Source organism: Pseudomonas sp. QTF5 (assembly GCF_000512695.2).
Lineage (GTDB): Bacteria > Pseudomonadota > Gammaproteobacteria > Pseudomonadales > Pseudomonadaceae > Aquipseudomonas.
The window spans coordinates 15,547-31,043 of the sequence record NZ_AZRW02000041.1 but is presented as its reverse complement, the minus strand read 5'-3'; the positions used below and the strand labels follow the sequence as shown (position 1 = coordinate 31,043).

15 protein-coding genes and 1 pseudogene are annotated in these 15,497 nt (G+C 60.2%); 8 read left to right on the top strand and 8 right to left on the bottom strand.

What is annotated here, in order from left to right; all coding sequences use genetic code 11:
- Window positions 1-14 precede the first annotated feature (14 nt).
- The 3 genes and pseudogenes from IC37_RS24085 to IC37_RS24075 all read left to right on the top strand — a co-directional run.
- Window positions 15-116: pseudogene (locus IC37_RS24085) on the top strand (glutathione S-transferase); the annotation flags it as partial.
- 59 nt (window positions 117-175) lie between these two features.
- Window positions 176-982, top strand: coding sequence for a DUF4892 domain-containing protein (locus tag IC37_RS24080; protein WP_030130072.1), 807 nt, complete (start codon window positions 176-178; stop codon window positions 980-982).
- A gap of 81 nt (window positions 983-1,063) precedes the next feature.
- A complete protein-coding gene (locus tag IC37_RS24075) occupies window positions 1,064-2,119 on the top strand; it encodes an AI-2E family transporter (protein ID WP_030130071.1) in 1,056 nt (351 codons plus the stop codon).
- Between the two features lie 102 nt (window positions 2,120-2,221).
- Here IC37_RS24075 and lapD read toward each other — a convergent pair whose 3' ends face one another.
- From lapD to IC37_RS24055, 4 genes are all read right to left on the bottom strand, one after another.
- Window positions 2,222-4,162 (bottom strand): cyclic di-GMP receptor LapD, encoded by a 1,941-nt coding sequence (lapD, locus tag IC37_RS24070; RefSeq protein WP_030130070.1) that lies wholly within the window; start codon window positions 4,160-4,162, stop codon window positions 2,222-2,224.
- Window positions 4,163-4,184: 22 nt separating this feature from the next.
- Window positions 4,185-4,892: a cysteine protease LapG gene (gene lapG, locus IC37_RS24065; protein WP_030130069.1), complete on the bottom strand. Its 708-nt coding sequence runs from the start codon at window positions 4,890-4,892 to the stop codon at window positions 4,185-4,187.
- A 203-nt stretch (window positions 4,893-5,095) separates the two neighbouring features.
- Window positions 5,096-5,491, bottom strand: a complete 396-nt coding sequence (locus IC37_RS24060) for a YbaN family protein (RefSeq protein WP_030130068.1) — start codon at window positions 5,489-5,491, stop codon at window positions 5,096-5,098.
- Window positions 5,492-5,501: 10 nt separating this feature from the next.
- Window positions 5,502-6,089, bottom strand: a complete 588-nt coding sequence (locus IC37_RS24055; RefSeq protein WP_030130067.1) for a YecA family protein — start codon at window positions 6,087-6,089, stop codon at window positions 5,502-5,504.
- Window positions 6,090-6,511: 422 nt separating this feature from the next.
- Here IC37_RS24055 and recQ point away from each other — a divergent pair, with 422 nt between their 5' ends.
- The 4 genes from recQ to IC37_RS24035 all read left to right on the top strand — a co-directional run bounded on the left by recQ (window position 6,512) and on the right by IC37_RS24035 (window position 11,649).
- Window positions 6,512-8,641 carry a DNA helicase RecQ gene (recQ, locus tag IC37_RS24050; protein ID WP_030130066.1) on the top strand — a complete coding sequence of 710 codons (2,130 nt, stop codon included), beginning with the start codon at window positions 6,512-6,514 and terminating at the stop codon, window positions 8,639-8,641.
- A gap of 119 nt (window positions 8,642-8,760) precedes the next feature.
- Window positions 8,761-9,195 carry a MarR family transcriptional regulator gene (locus IC37_RS24045; protein WP_030130065.1) on the top strand — a complete coding sequence of 145 codons (435 nt, stop codon included), beginning with the start codon at window positions 8,761-8,763 and terminating at the stop codon, window positions 9,193-9,195.
- Window positions 9,196-9,323: 128 nt separating this feature from the next.
- A complete protein-coding gene (locus IC37_RS24040) occupies window positions 9,324-11,141 on the top strand; it encodes a FimV/HubP family polar landmark protein (protein ID WP_030130064.1) in 1,818 nt (605 codons plus the stop codon).
- 220 nt (window positions 11,142-11,361) lie between these two features.
- On the top strand, window positions 11,362-11,649 hold the full coding sequence (locus IC37_RS24035; RefSeq protein ID WP_030130063.1) for a SelT/SelW/SelH family protein: 288 nt from the start codon (window positions 11,362-11,364) through the stop codon (window positions 11,647-11,649).
- Here IC37_RS24035 and IC37_RS24030 read toward each other — a convergent pair.
- Both IC37_RS24030 and IC37_RS24025 read right to left on the bottom strand, forming a co-directional pair.
- A complete protein-coding gene (locus IC37_RS24030) occupies window positions 11,643-12,536 on the bottom strand; it encodes a DMT family transporter (protein ID WP_030130062.1) in 894 nt (297 codons plus the stop codon). The genes IC37_RS24035 and IC37_RS24030 overlap by 7 nt on opposite strands.
- 97 nt (window positions 12,537-12,633) lie before the next feature.
- Window positions 12,634-13,392, bottom strand: a complete 759-nt coding sequence (locus tag IC37_RS24025; RefSeq protein WP_030130061.1) for an AraC family transcriptional regulator — start codon at window positions 13,390-13,392, stop codon at window positions 12,634-12,636.
- Window positions 13,393-13,528: 136 nt separating this feature from the next.
- Between IC37_RS24025 and IC37_RS24020 the strand changes: the two genes are divergently transcribed.
- A complete protein-coding gene (locus IC37_RS24020; protein ID WP_030130060.1) occupies window positions 13,529-14,344 on the top strand; it encodes a UDP-2,3-diacylglucosamine diphosphatase in 816 nt (271 codons plus the stop codon).
- Between the two features lie 153 nt (window positions 14,345-14,497).
- Here the strand turns inward: IC37_RS24020 and IC37_RS24015 are convergent, their stop codons facing one another.
- Both IC37_RS24015 and IC37_RS24010 read right to left on the bottom strand, forming a co-directional pair.
- Window positions 14,498-15,088 (bottom strand): HD domain-containing protein, encoded by a 591-nt coding sequence (locus IC37_RS24015; protein WP_030130059.1) that lies wholly within the window; start codon window positions 15,086-15,088, stop codon window positions 14,498-14,500.
- Between the two features lie 63 nt (window positions 15,089-15,151).
- Entirely contained in the window at window positions 15,152-15,463 is a 312-nt protein-coding gene (locus IC37_RS24010; protein ID WP_030130058.1) for a DUF962 domain-containing protein, read from the bottom strand.
- Between the last annotated feature and the right edge of the window lie 34 nt (window positions 15,464-15,497).

Here is a 15,497-nt window from a genome sequence, read left to right as displayed (position 1 = left end):
AATGGGAGACAACCATGATAAATCTGTACACCGCTGCGACCCCGAATGACCACAAGGTCTCTATCGTGCTCGAGGAGCCCGGCCTGCCCTATACGGTGCATGCCTTGAGTTTCGACATCGATGACGCCAGTGTCATCAAGGGTGCCCAGGCCATGCTGATTCGATGAGTCAGTCCATGCGTTCACTCACTCTGCTGGCGCTGTGCAGTTTCAGTTCCTGGTTATTTGCCGCTGATATCCCTGGCAGTCAGGACTTGCCGATCGTGCCGCGCATGGCCGATGCGCAGATCGTCGACTATCGCCCTGCGGCCGAACTTGAGCGGATCTACCCGCTGGGTTCGATCCGCAAGATCAGCGGCCAGTTGCGCTTTGACGGTCAGGTCAGCGCCCGTGGGCATGCCACCTCGGTGACCTACGAGCTGCCACCGGAGCATTCGTCAACTGACGCCTTTACCGCCGCCCGCGAAGCCTTGCAAAAACAGGGCGCCGAGTTGCTGTTCTGGTGTCAGGCCCGTGATTGCGGCGAAAGCAGCCTGTGGGCCAATGAAGTCTTCGGCAATGCCAAGTTGTATGGCGCCGATAATCAGCAGGCTTATTTGCTGCTGCGTCTGGCAGCCCCTCAAGACAACACGCTGGTGGCGCTTTACAGCATCACTCGCGGCAATCGCAAAGCCTATCTGCACGTCGAGCAGTTCGACGCTGCTGCACCATTGGGCGACTTGTTACCGACTTCCGCGACCTTGCTGCGGCAGCTCAAAAGCACCGGTGAACTTGATTTCCCCAAACTCGACGGCGACCCTGACGACACCTGGCTGCGCTTGATTTCCCGAGGCCTGAACCTGGACACCACATTGCGCGTCAATGTTTCCGGGCCCCATGCCGAAGCCTGGCGTCAGGCGCTGACCGACCAGGGTGTACGGGCGGCGCGGATGGAGACCGGTAGCGTCGAAGGCTCTGGCCTGCACTTCGAACTGTTGCGATAAGCTTCATTCGCGAACGCGTTCTGCGCGTTCGCCTACTCTTTGCTGACTGACTTTTTCGACTGACTTTTTTCAGGATCACACATGCTCAATAACGATCGGCTGTTGGTGCAGATTCTGCTCCTGGTGCTGTTTGGCGCGAGCTTCTGGGTGATGGCGCCGTTCTGGTCAGCGCTGTTCTGGGGCGCGGTGCTGGCGTTTGCCAGTTGGCCGCTGATGCGTTTGTTGACCCGTTGGCTCAATGGCCGTGAATCCCTGGCGGCGCTGTTACTGACGTTGGGCTGGATGTTACTGGTGGCAGTACCGCTGGTGTGGCTGGGCTTCAACCTGGCGGATCATGTACGCGATGCCACGGCATTCATCAAGGACGTGCAAGTCGACGGTCTGCCTGAAGCACCGACCTGGCTGGGCAGTATTCCCTTGGTCGGCGAGCGGTTGGTGGGGATCTGGAACAGCATCGATCAGCAAGGCGCGGCGATGATGCTGGCGATCAAGCCTTATCTGGGTGAGGTCGGTAACTGGTTGCTGGCGCGCAGTGCGCAGATCGGCGGCGGCATCCTTGAGCTGACGCTGAGTATTGTCTTTGTGTTCTTTTTCTACCGGGACGGGCCGCGGTTGGCGGTGTTTGTTCATGGGTTGCTGGAACGGCTGATCGGTGACCGCGCCGGCTATTACATCGAACTGGTGGCGGGCACTGTGCAGCGCGTAGTCAATGGAGTGATCGGTACGGCGGCGGCTCAGGCCGTGCTGGCGTTGATCGGCTTCCTGATTGCCGGCGTGCCTGGGGCGCTGGTGCTTGGGATTGTGACGTTTTTGCTGAGCCTGATTCCGATGGGGCCGCCGTTGGTGTGGATTCCGGCCACGGCGTGGTTGGCCTGGAAGGGCGAGTACGGGATGGCGGTGTTCCTCGGGATCTGGGGCATGTTCATCATCAGCGGGGTCGACAACGTGCTTAAGCCGTACCTGATCAGTCGGGGCGGGAATTTGCCGTTGGTGATTGTGCTGCTCGGGGTGTTTGGCGGGCTGATTGCGTTCGGGTTTATCGGATTGTTCATCGGTCCGACGTTGTTGGCCGTGGCTTACAGCCTGCTGACCGATTGGAGCAAGAGTCAGGCTCGGGTCGAGGATCGCCGACCTTGAGGCGCTCCGGGGGCATAGAGCCCGACACTGATCACCTGTGGGAGCGAGCCTGCTCGCGATGAACGATGACGCGGGGCGTATTTGATGATGCGGGCTTTGCGACTACATCGGCTCCGGCGGCCCAATCAGTCTTCCCATCACCCCAAACAACCCCAGCTCCCGAATGACCTCCAGTTCCCCCTGCGTCTCCACCATTTCGGCAATCAACGGCAAATCAATGCTGTTGGTCGCCCGGAAAATCGCCTCGATGAACAGGCGCTTGTCAGTTTGTTCATCGATACCCCGAATGTAGGCTCCGTCGATTTTCAGGTAAGCCAGCCCCAGCTGCGTCAGGTTGCCGATCTGATTGAAGCTGCCGCCGAAGTGCTGCAAACCGATGCGATAACCGGTGTTGAGCAGGCTGTGGCTCAGGCGTTGCAGTTCTTCGGGGGGCGGCAGTTGGCGTTCGTCGATTTCCAGGGTCAGCAGCGGCCCGAGTTCGGGCAGTGATTCGAACAGATCGAGGATTTGTTGCAGTTGTGCTGGATCGCGCAGGGTGCTGCCGGAGAGGCTCAGTGCGAGCGGCCAACGGTTGGCGGCCAAATATTCGAGAGTGGTTTCGAGCATCGCCAGATCGAATCGCGCTGACCAGCCAAGGCGCTCGATCCACGGCAGGAAATGCCCCGTGGCAATCGCCTCGCCTTGCGGGTCGAGCAGGCGCGCGAGGACTTTGTGATGCAGCACCTGACTGGTATCGGCGCACTGCACCACCGGTTGAAAATACAGTTGCATCTTGCCCTCGGTCAGCGCTTCATCAATCCAGTTGCGCCAGTCGTGTTGGGACTGGTTCGGTGCGGTATCGGAATGGGCCAAGTGTATCCATGGCCGTTCGGGATGCTGGCGGGCTTGGGTCAGCGCCTGATCGAGGCGCAGCAGCACATCGCTCGCCGGTTCGCCGGGGGAGTAGGCGACGACGCCCAGGTGCGCCACCGGCATGCAATCGCTGGCACCGGTCAGGCGCAGGTTTTCCAGAGTAGCGCTGATTTCGGAGGCCAGGCGGGCCGCATCCTTAGTGTCCACGCCCGGCGTCAGCAAGCTGAATTCACCGCCGCGATTGCGCGCCGCAAGCCAGGTTCGACGTTCCGGTGGCTGAGTCAGGCGTTTGAGCAAATCGCCGACGGCGCCGATCAGGGTATCGGTGCGCTGGCCGCCCAAACGTTGGTTAAGACCGATCAGGTCATTGATCCGCAGCATGAGTAAATGGCCGTCGCGGCTTTGCTCGGAAACCAGTAGTTCATCGGCCAGTTGCTCATCCAGCAAGCGCCGGTTAGCCAGGCCTGTGAGGCTGTCCTGGTAGGATTCTGACCGCAGTTTTTCGCTGCGGGCCGCCTCTTCTTCGAACAGCGTCTTGAGTTTCTCCACCATCTGGTTCATGGCCAGCACCACGCGTTTGAGTTCCGGGGTGCGCGGCAGTTTCGGCAAGCTGCAGAACTCGCGCTTGCTGATCGCTTCAGCCTGTTTGACCATCTTGTCGAGTGGGCGCAATTGCCGACGCAATAACCAGCCACCAAATACCGCGCTGAGCAGGCCGCAAATCAGCAACCAGATCAGGCTGCCGAGGGTGCTGTCCCAGAGTTTCGCCAGGGCGAACTGCGGATTGCTCAACACTTCGACCCGTGCCGCCTGCTCCCAGCCTCGCATGATCAGTGCATTGCCACCCTGTGGACGCAGGTTCACCAAACTCACAAACCAGCCGGGAACACCCTCGATTTGCGCCGGCGCGCCGCGTTCCACCAACACCTGTTCATCCACAATATTGACGACCCGGATGCTGCTGAAATAACCACTGTCGAAAATCGAGCTGACCATCAATTCAATCATCGCCGGGTCGTCGATCTGCGCAGTCAGTGAAAGGCCCAATGCCGTAGCGGCGTCCTGGGCGTGGGAGCGCAACTGGCCGAGCATCTGTTCGCGAGAGCTTTCCAGGCTGACAAAAAAACTGCCACCGAAGGCCACCAGCAAGAACAGGTAAATGGCGAGAAACAACTGTTTGCGCAGTGACATAAAACGCTCCTTGCAGTATCGGCTAGCCTTCGCCCACGTCGAACCCTTCAAATTGCATCTTTTTCAGCATGTCTTGCCAACGCGACAGTTTTTTCGAATCGCTGCTGCGTTTGCCACCATTGGCTCCCGACAAGTACAAGCCTTCGGCGTTGAAGGCGTACACCGGCAACAGGTCCTTGCGTTGGGAAGCGGGGCGGATCTCGCCCATCAGATTGTCCAGCACCAGCGGATCGGCCGTGGGGCTGCTGTAGAAGGTCAACACCATGTGCGCCTGGTTCTGGGTCAGGGCCTTGACGTAGGTGATGCGCAGTTTCTCGCTGGGAATTCCGAGGTGTCGCAGGCTGAAATATTTCGCCAAGGCGTAGTCTTCACAGTCGCCTGCAGCCTTGATCAGCGATTCCACTGGTGTGGCCCAGTAATCGGTCTGACGCCAGATACGCGTGTCGTCCTGAAAGCTCAGTTGTTGATTGAAGAAGCGATTGACCGCATTCAGTTGTTCGCGCTCAGGCTGGTTGCGTTCGCTTTGCAGCATTTGACTCCAGGCCTCGATCCGTCCCCGGGCCAGGCCAAGGGGGCCGTAGCGTTTTTCGGCCGTTTGCAGAATCTGTGCAAAGTCCCAGTCGGCCCAGACACTACCCAACCCTGCCAGCAGAAAATTCGTCAGTAGCAGCCATCCGCCGAACCGAAGTCGGAGCGTTGACCATCCTGGACTACGCGAACTGCGGGACATGTCTGGCTGCTCAGGTGCAGATGTCTGAAGTCTAGGCGGTGTTCTCAGCGAGGAAGGGCAGGTCGTCGGACGAAAGACGCAGAGTTGATGATCGTTCCCACGCTCTGCGTGGGAATGCATCCTGTGACGCTCTGCGTCACACCGGCGAAGGGACGCGGAGCGTCCCGGCGGCATTCCCACGGGGACCGTGGGAACGATCAATCTCAAGATTTGTGCAGCGTCTTCTGCCGAAGGATATAAACCGTCACCAGCACTGCACTGGTCAGCATGAACCCCCGCGCCCAAGGCAGGGGCACCAGGTAGCAGGAGAGCAGGATGCTCGCCCACATCAACCCGATGGCGTAGACCTTGCCCTTGAGCGGAATGCCATTGCCGCTCAGGTAGTCGCGAACCCACGGCCCAAGCCGTGGATGTTCAACCAGCCACTGATAGAAACGCGGCGAGCTGCGGGCGAAACAGGCGGCCGCCAGCAACAGGAACGGTGTGGTGGGCAGCACCGGCAGGAAAATCCCGATCACCCCCAGCGCTACGCTCAGCCAGCCGATGGCCAGCAGCACGTAGCGCAACATCAGAGGGCGGTTGCCTATGGGGTTGTCCATAGGCAAAACCTTAGTGGTGACGTGGCTTGAGAATCGCCGGTTTTTCGTCTGGCGCCTGGCACAGCAGGTACAGCGCGGTCAGGGCTTCCGGGATCTGCACGATCATGTCGTCCATCAGGTTGGCGTCTTTGGCGATGTCTTCGAACTCAGGCTGTTCGTCGAACAGACCCGAACCGACCATGATTGGCAGCAGCATTTCGCTGACTTCGTCTTCGGCAGTTTCGAACCAGGCCGCTTCGCGCAGGAACACGCCTTCCATGAAACCGATGCACCAGCCGCGCAGGTCGGAATCGTCCGGCTCCTCGCCCAGGTCCAGGTCGCATGGCAGCTCGAACTCTTCATCGGAAGCCAGTTGGCGCGCGATGTGAGCTTTGAGGGCCAGCAGGGTGGATTCGATCGCTTCACGCTCGGTGTCGTCGGCGTAATGCGGCTCTTCGGCGAACAGCGCGTCGATCCATTCACGGTCGGGAACGCTCTCGGAACAGATCGACAGCGCAGTGAGGTAGCCGTGGGCGGCCACGTAGTCCAGCGCCTCGTCATGCAGCTCGTCGGCGTCGAGGAAGACTTGCAGGCGGGTTAGTTGCTCAGCGAAGGACATTAAAGGGCTACCTTGGGGAATATACGATGCGGGAATTCTAGGCCTTCTTGAGCGCTCAGGCCAGCCGCGCGGCATATTTGCACCCTTGTGATGGAATCTGCGGTTGGGGCAATAGAAAACCCTGCGGGAGCGGGCTTGCTCGCGAAAGCGGTGTGTCAGGCAGCATTAATGTCGACTGACACCCTGCTTTCGCGAGCAAGCCCGCTCCCGCAAGGGTCTGTATTGCATTGGCTTTCATGTGTCTTCTCAGCGGCGCCCTTCGCCGGACAGGCGTCGGGTATACTCGCGCGTTTTGTGATGCCCTGCTGGCGTCACGGCTGAGATATGCAGCGTCATGCAATGCGCACTTACGATTTGTCGGTGCAGCTTTCACGATTCTGAACCAGCCTTGCAGGGATGTTTCGGTGATTTTTGGAGTTTTTATGCTCGAACAGGCTCAACGCGTCCTCAAGGACATCTTCGGCTACGACAGTTTCCGTGGCCGTCAGGGTGCAATCATTGAGCGCGTGGCCAGTGGCGGCGACGCCCTGGTGCTGATGCCTACCGGTGGCGGCAAGTCCCTGTGCTTCCAGGTGCCGGCATTGCTGCGTGAGGGGCTGGCGGTGGTGGTGTCGCCGTTGATCGCGCTGATGGACGATCAGGTCGCCACCCTCGAAGAACTGGGCGTTGCCGCGGCGTCGTTGAACTCCACCCTCAGCGCCGAGCAGCAGCGCGATCTGGCGGCGCGGATCAAGCGCGGTGAGGTGAAAATGCTCTACCTGGCGCCCGAGCGCCTGGTTCAGCCGCGCATGCTGGCGTTCCTGCAAAGCCTTGAAATCGCCCTGTTCGCCATCGACGAAGCACATTGCGTGTCCCAATGGGGGCACGACTTCCGTCGCGAATACCTGCAGCTGGGCCAGTTGGCGGAATTGTTCCCCAACGTCCCGCGCATTGCCCTGACCGCCACCGCCGACAAGCGCACCCGCGAAGAAATCGTCGATCGCCTGCATTTGCAGGATGCCGAGCGCTTCCTCTCGAGTTTCGACCGCCCCAATATTTTCTATCGCATCGTGCCCAAGGAACAGCCGCGCAAGCAGTTGCTGGCGTTCCTCGCCGAGCGGCGCAGCGATGCGGGTATCGTTTACTGCCTGTCGCGCAAAAAGGTCGATGAAGTAGCGGTGTTCCTCAGCGAGCAAGGTTTTCCGGCGCTGCCGTACCACGCCGGTCTGCCCAACGACACGCGGGCTCACCACCAGAAGCGCTTCCTCAACGAGGAAGGCCTGATCATGGTCGCCACCGTGGCGTTCGGCATGGGCATCGACAAGCCTAACGTACGTTTTGTCGCGCACCTGGATTTGCCGAAGTCCCTTGAGGCCTACTACCAGGAAACCGGTCGCGGCGGTCGTGACGGTCTGCCGGCGGATGCCTGGATGGCGTACGGCCTGCAAGACGTGGTGATGCTCAAGCAGATGCTGCAAAACTCCGAAGGCGACGAGCGCCACAAGCGTCTGGAGCAGCACAAGCTCGACGCCATGCTCTCGCTCTGCGAAGAAACCCGCTGCCGCCGCCAGACCTTGCTCGCGTATTTCGACGAAGACATGCCCGAGCCCTGCGGCCACTGCGACAACTGCGTTGACGGCGTGCAAACCTGGGACGCCACCGAGCCGGCCCGTCAGGCGCTGTCGGCGATTTACCGCACCGGTCAGCGTTATGGCGTCGGTCATCTGGTCGACGTGCTGCTGGGCAAGGACAATGAAAAGGTTCGCAGCTTCGGTCATCAGCATTTGTCGGTATACGGCGTAGGCAAAGCGATGGGGGAGAGCGAATGGCGCTCCTTGTTCCGACAGCTTGTGGCCCGTGGTCTGGCGGACATCGACCTTGAAGGCTACGGCGGTCTGCGCCTGAGCGATACCTGCCGGCCGCTGCTCAAGGGCGAAGTGACCCTGGAGTTGCGTCGCGACCTCAAGCCGCAAGTCACGGCCAAGACCGGCAGCAAGAGCCCGGCCAGCCAACTGGTGCGTTTTGAGGAGCGCGAACAATGGGAAGCCTTGCGTGCCTTGCGCCGCAAACTGGCCGAAGAACATGGCGTGCCGCCGTACGTCATCTTCCCCGACTCGACGCTGCTGGAAATGCTCCGCAGCCAGCCAACCTCGCTGGCGGAAATGGCCACGGTCAGCGGTGTCGGCGCGCGCAAACTGGAGCGTTACGGCGAGGCCTTCCTCGAAGTGCTCGGCGGTCAGGTCGAGGCGCCGAAAGTGGTGGCCGACGTGCGTCACGAGCTGATCACACTGGCCCGGGCCGGCATGACACCACTGCAGATCGCCGGTCAGCTGCAATGCTCGGAAAAGAACGTCTACGCGATGCTCGCCGAAGCCATCGGCAAGCAGCAGTTGTCGCTTGAACAAGCGCTGGACCTGCCAGAAGAGTTGATGGGTGAAGTTCAGGACGCCTTCCTCGACGGCGAAGGCGAGTTGCCTCCGGTGTCGGAGATCGCTGCGCTGTTCGCCGGGAGAGTTCCGGAAGGTGTTTTGTATTGCGTTCGTGCCGCCCTGCAGTCGGAATTCGAAGTCTGAATGACCTGCGGCATAGATGTAACGATTCAGTACAGAGCAAGCCTTGCCTATAGCCAGAGGTCATGCTTAGCTGACTAATAATTAGTTTTTCTCTATTTCAGTCTAACCATGAGTGCTTTATGCCGTTAACCGATCAACACCGCTTTGGCATGCAACTGGCCCAGATGTCTCGGGGCTGGCGTGCCGAACTGGACCGCCGGCTGGCTGGCCTGGGTCTGTCCCAGGCACGCTGGCTGGTGCTGCTACACCTGGCGCGTTTCGATGATGCCCCCACCCAGCGCGAACTGGCGCAAAGCGTCGGCGTTGAAGGGCCCACTCTGGCTCGACTGCTCGACAGCCTGGAAAGTCAGGGCTTGGTGCAGCGCCAATCCGTGCTGGAAGACCGTCGGGCGAAAAAAATCGTCCTGTGTGCCCCGGCCCGGCCCTTGATCGAACAAATTGAAACCATTGCCACTCAATTGCGCCACGAATTGTTCGAAGGCGTTGAAGAGGCGGATTTGAAGGTCTGCATGCGTGTCCACGGGCACATTCTGGCCAACCTGGAAAAATCTTGAGGCACAGCCACGCGCCAGACTTTTGAGATACCCCGTTGGGCAGACTATAAAGAACTACTAGGCAATATCGTGTTCGTACCGGATGTACGAATACGTACAGGTTGGTTCTGGTTATCTAAGGGATGCTCATGCTCGAGAGTTGGCACGTTGTATTGCAGTGTTGCGCCAGGCTGCTGCTGGTCGGTGGTGCCGTCACTTACTCGGCATTGGCCCCGGCGCTCGGGTTGGGTGAGATCACCCAGCATTCGGCATTGAATCAGCCATTCAATGCCGACATCGCCCTGGAGGACGCCGGTGGTCTGCAGGAGGGCGAGCTATCAGTCAGTCTGGCGACGGTGGACGAATTCAGCCGCGCCGGTGTCGAGCGGGTGTTTTTCCTCAACGACCTGAAGTTCACACCGATCCTGCGGGGCAACCGCAGCCTGATCCGGGTAACCTCCAGTAAACCGGTCAAGGAACCCTTCCTGAATTTTCTGGTGCAGCTCAATCAGCCCAACGGGCATTTGCTGCGCGAGTACACGGTGCTGATCGATCCGCCGGGTTCGCCGGGGATTGTTCCCGTCAGTGAGGAACCCGTGTCGAGCCCTCAGTCTTCTGCATTCCCGTCCGTCAAACCGGCTGTTGCACCGCCACCTGCTTCGAAGGGTTCGGCGCCCAAACCTGATGTCGATAAACTAGCCGCAGCGCCGGCGAGTGATCCTGTTGCCGAACAACTGGCTGCCAGCGTGCTGCAAAACCAGCAGTTGAAAACCACCATCGATGAACTCAATGCGAAGCTTCAGGCTCAGGACGAGCAGATCGCCGGGCAGAAAAAGCAGGTGATCTTGCAAACCCAATTGGCGGAAGTCAAACAGGCATCGGTGCCGCCGGTTGCGCCTGAGGTGACGCCGCCCCCGGTGGTTGTCGAGACGCCCGAGGCCACCCAATGGCCGCTGATCATCGGGTTGCCGGCACTGGTGGCGTTGGTATTGCTCGGCGTATTCATTCGCCGTCAACGACAGCAGGCTCAGGCTCAGGCTCAGGCTCAGGTCCAGCCCGAGCCGTTACCCGTGTTGCCATCGCGCCATGAATCGGTGCTCGACCGCACAGAAGAACCGATCAGGCCGACGTCCCGGCCGCAACCGCTGGCCGGATCGGCCGAAGAGATTCCTGCAGGCGACGTGCTGGAAGGGGTTGGTATCTATCTGGCGTATGGCCGTTTGTCCGAGGCGGCCGGTTTGTTGCGAGATGCGTTGGTCAGGGAACCCCAGCGCACGGATCTGGCCGTGCAACTGTTGGAAGTCCTCGGTAAGCAGGGCGACATGCAGGCTTATGACGCGCAGGAAAGCAGCCTGCGAGACGCCGGGTTCGATGCACAGCAACTTCAGGACATCCGCGCCCGTCATCCGAAACTGATCAGCGCCGCCCCGGTGATCGCCGCCGTGGCGGTGGCGCCGCCCACGCCAGCAATCCCTGAAACGGCGCCGAGCGATGAGTTCCAGTTGAATCTCGATGACCTGTCGATGGATGCGAATTGGGACTTGATCAGCCCCTTCGAAAACTCATCATCCAGCGCCAAACCGTCGAATGAGCCAGCACAGGCAGACGAGCCCGGGTTCACCTCGAACCTGCACGTGTTACCCGATGTCTTCGAAATGCCCGAGGAGCCGACGCTGGACGAGCCCGAGCTTGAATGGATCGCCGAACCTGACTCTCAATCTCTGGACGAAACTTTTCTCAATGAGTTCAGCGATCCCGGCCAGTTGCTGGAGCTTGAGCCGTTGAATGCTGAATTGATAGATCTTGAACCGGCAGGGCCGAGCAGCGCGGGCAAACTCGAACAGGCCCAGACCTGCATCGACGACGGCGATCTGGACAGCGCCATCGAGCTGCTCAACGAGTTACTCAAGGAAGGCGACGAACCGCTCAAGGAGACGGCCCGGACTCTGTTGGCGGGTATCCGATAACACCCCCCCCTGTAGGCGCGAGGCTTGCCCGCGAAAAACGATGATGCGGTAATTCTGATAAACCGCGCCGTCTGATTCGCGGGCAAGTCGGATCGCCGCACCGCTCGCTCCTACGGGATCAAAGCTAAAACTCAAATAAACCGCCTGTTCGTCCGCATCATTAATGCGCTGAAGCGCACTTCGCCGTTATTGCCCCTCAGGCCCAGGAGTTTTACCAGTCATGACCGCACGTAAACCGGAAATCATCATCACCTATTGCACGCAATGCCAATGGCTGTTGCGCGCCGCCTGGCTGGCCCAGGAACTGCTCAGCACCTTCGGCGATGACCTGGGCAAAGTGTCTCTGGTGCCCGGCACCGGCGGGGTCTTTCACATTTTCTGTGACAATGTGCAGCTCTGGGAGCGCAAGGTCGACGGCGGTTTCCCCGAGGCCAAGGTGCTCAAGCAGCGGGTCCGCGATCAGATCGATCCGGACCGCGACCTGGGCCACAATGACCGCACTCAGTGAGACGGGGCTTGTGCCGCTGCGGCGTTCTTGCTTGAACTGCCGGACAATCGGCTGGAGACCACGATGGCCACGATGATCAGCGCACCGCCGATCAGCATGCGCAGGGTCGGGTTTTCATCGAACAGCAGCCAGGCCAGGGTGATGCCGTAAACCGGCTCCAGAGCAAACACCACTGACGCAGTCCGGGCTTTGATCACCGCCAGGCTGGCGACGAACAGGCTGTGCGCCACGCCAGTACAGAACACCCCGAGCAGGCCGATCCACAGCCAGTCGATAGCGCGCACTTCACTCAACTGCGGCACCGCCACCGGCAGCAGGCAGATTGCAACCACCACGTTCTGACACAGTGCCGCCTGCACCGGCGGAATTCGTCCGGAGCTGGCGCGGTTGGTCAGTGACAACAAGGCGAACAACAAGCCGGAAGCCACCGCCCACAACAGGCCCGTGGTGGCGCTGCTGGCCAGATCGAAGTCCGGCGTGACCAGCACCAATCCGACGCTGACCAGTACCACCAACAGGATTTCATTGGCGCGGATGCGCTCGCGGAAGATCAGCCCTTCGAGGATCACGGTAAACGCCGGGAAACTGGCAAAACCCAGGGTCGCGATCGCCACCCCGGCCACCTTCACCGCGATGAAGAAACTCACCCAGTGCCCGGTCAGCAGCAAGCCACTGAGCAGCAAGCGGCGCCAGTCCACGGCGTCGAGTTTCTGCCAACGGGTATTGCTGGCGAAGCGTGCGAAAAACGCCAGGGCGAGGACGGCAAACGCGGCACGGCCAAACACGATGATGGCCGGCGAGGCGGCGGCGAGTTTGCCGAAAACGCCAGTCAGGCCGAACATCAGTGCACCGATATGCAGAGCGCCGAGGGCGGTACGGGGAGTCATTGCAATCCTTGATAAGCGTATCGAGTCCGGCCGACAACCATCGGCAGCACCTACACAATGAACGATGTGCTTGCGAGTGTCTGTCGCTAGACTCGCGTCATTTGTCGTCAGCCTCGCGGCGCAACTTACCGGGTGAGGCTCCGAACTCACGCAGCACCGCCGCGGCGAAAGCACTCTGCGAGCTGTAACCGACCCGACAGGCGATCTCGCCAATGGGCAGCGCCGAATCCCGCAACAGGCTCACGGCAATGTGCAGCCGACGACTGCGAATGTAGTCCATCGGCGTTTGCCCGCACTCCACCACGAACCGTGCATGCAACCGAGCGTTGGACAGGCCGGCGATGCGCGCCAGATCGGCGACTTGCAGCGGATAGGCCGCGTATTGATCGATGTGCGCATTCAGCGCCGCATAAGGCAGACGCCGACCGCCCACACTGTCGGGTTTGGCGTTGTTCAGGCTGGCCAGCAACAGCACCGCGCCTTGCTGGGCGATCAGCGGATCACTGATCTGACTGGCCGCCAGCCAACTCACCAGTTGGCTTTGCCCGGCGTCCAGCGACAAGCGCCCGGCATTGTCGAGTAAGCGCCGACTGGCATCGGCGTGATCGCCAAGGGACTGCGAAACCCACTGGTCGCTCGGCACATCCAGCACCAGGCAACGACTGCCATGGGCGCTGTCGCAGGCATGATGCGCCCCGGACGGCACCACCACGAAACTCTGCTGCACCACCTGACTGCCACGCCCCTCGACCTCGAAGTCCAGCGCGCCCGACAGCCCGAACACCATTTGCGCATGGTCGTGGCTATGGACGATCAGGTCGTGGGTGTACTGGCGTAGCGTGAGGATCTGTCTCATCGCAGGTCTCCTGGGCAAGTCGCCAGTCTACACCGGGTGCAGCCAGACTCGCGCTGTCACAAGACTGACTTGCCACTGTCATGGGCAATTCACCCGACCGGCGCAAGCTTGCCAAAACTTGTTCTGAGGGTTGCCCATGACCAGCGCCGAGCTCGCCAAACCCAGCCGTAAACAACGTGTGCGGACCTTGTGGATTTCCGATGTGCATCTGGGGACCCGGGATTGCCAGGCCGAACATCTGTCGCAGTTTCTCAAGGGCTACCACGCCGACAAGGTCTACCTGGTCGGCGACATCATTGACGGCTGGAAACTGCGCAGCGGCATGTATTGGCCCCAGGCGCACACCAATGTAATCCGTCGCCTGCTGACCATGAGCAAGCGCGGCACAGAAGTGATCTACGTCACCGGCAACCATGACGAATTCCTGCGCCGTTATTCGAAGCTGATTTTGGGCAATATTCAGTTGGTGGACGAAGCCGTGCACGTGACCGCCGATGGCCGTCATCTGCTGGTGATTCACGGCGACCAGTTTGACGTGATCACCCGTTACCATCGCTGGCTGGCGTTTCTCGGCGATTCAGCCTACGAATTCACTCTGACGCTTAACCGTTGGCTCAACCATTGGCGTGCCCGTTATGGCTACGGCTACTGGTCGCTGTCGGCGTACCTCAAGCACAAGGTCAAGACCGCCGTCAGCTTCATCAGCGATTTTGAAGAAGCCATCGCCCACGAATGCGTCAAGCGCGAGTTGCACGGGGTGGTGTGCGGGCACATTCACCATGCCGAGATTCGCAAGGTCGGCGGGGTGGATTATCTCAATTGCGGGGATTGGGTGGAGTCGTGCACGGCGCTGATCGAGCATTGGGACGGGTCGATCGAGTTGTATCGATTGGCCGATGCCCAGGCGCGAGAGGTGGAGTTGAAGGCGGTGAAGGTCGCAGAGCCGGTATAGCCTGCGAGAAATGGAGTGTCTGGTCGGGCCTCTTCGCGAGCAAGCCCGCTCCCACATTGGATCGTCGGTGAACACAATATTTGTGACCACCGACGATCCAATGTGGGAGCGGGCTTGCTCGCGAATGGACCGCGCAGCGGTCCCCGACATTCATCAGACTGGCGCGTTCTCTTCCATCGCCGCCTTGTAGATCGAGTTCTTCGGTTGCGCAAACAGCCGCTCCACCATCGGTTCGAAGAAGCTCAGCGGCAGCGTGTCGTACGCCGGATCAAACGCTGCCGCATCGTACCGGGCACAAAATTCGATGGTCGCCTGATACTGCGGATGATCGCTGAAATGCTCGCGCAGATGCCGGTCCATGCCCAGGTGATGAAAGAAGTAATAACCCTGGAAAATCCCGTGCTTCTCCACCATCCACAGGTTCTCGGCGCTGACGAACGGCTTGAGGATCGCCGCGGCGATGTCCGGGTGATTGTAGGAGCCCAGCGTGTCGCCGATGTCATGGAGCAGGGCGCAGACCAAGTACTCTTCGTCGCGACCATCGCGCCAGGCGCGGCTGGCGGTTTGCAGGGAGTGGGTCAGACGATCCACCGGGAAACCGCCGAAATCCCCCTCCAGTAACTTCAGGTGCGCCACGATCCGTTTGGGCAATTGCCGGGCATAGGCGCTGAAATCTGCGGCGATGATCGCCCAGTCTTCCTGCGTACCGTCCTGCATATGGGTAAAACGGGCATGGGCATTCATCGGCTATCCTCTTGTTCTGATCGAAAGGGATGTGTTGAGTGTAGGACGTGGATCCAACGCCCCCTAGAACGGCACGCGACCCAGAATCATGTCGCGGTACATGACGAAGTCGCCGAGCAGGCTGTAAAGAGGATGCTGGAAGGTGGCGGGGCGATTCTTCTCGAAGAAGAAATGCCCGACCCAGGCGAAGCTGTAACCGGCCAGCGGCAGGGTCAGCAACATCCACCACGCGCCGTTGCCGATGGTCAGCGCCAGAATGAAAATAACCAGGGAGGTGCCGACAAAGTGCAATCGTCGACAGGTGCTGTTGCGATGTTCGCTGAGGTAATACGGGTAAAACTCAGCGAAGCTATTGAAACGTTTGATGTTTTCCACCACTGCGATCTCTGTGGTTGTTGGGCAGGCGACA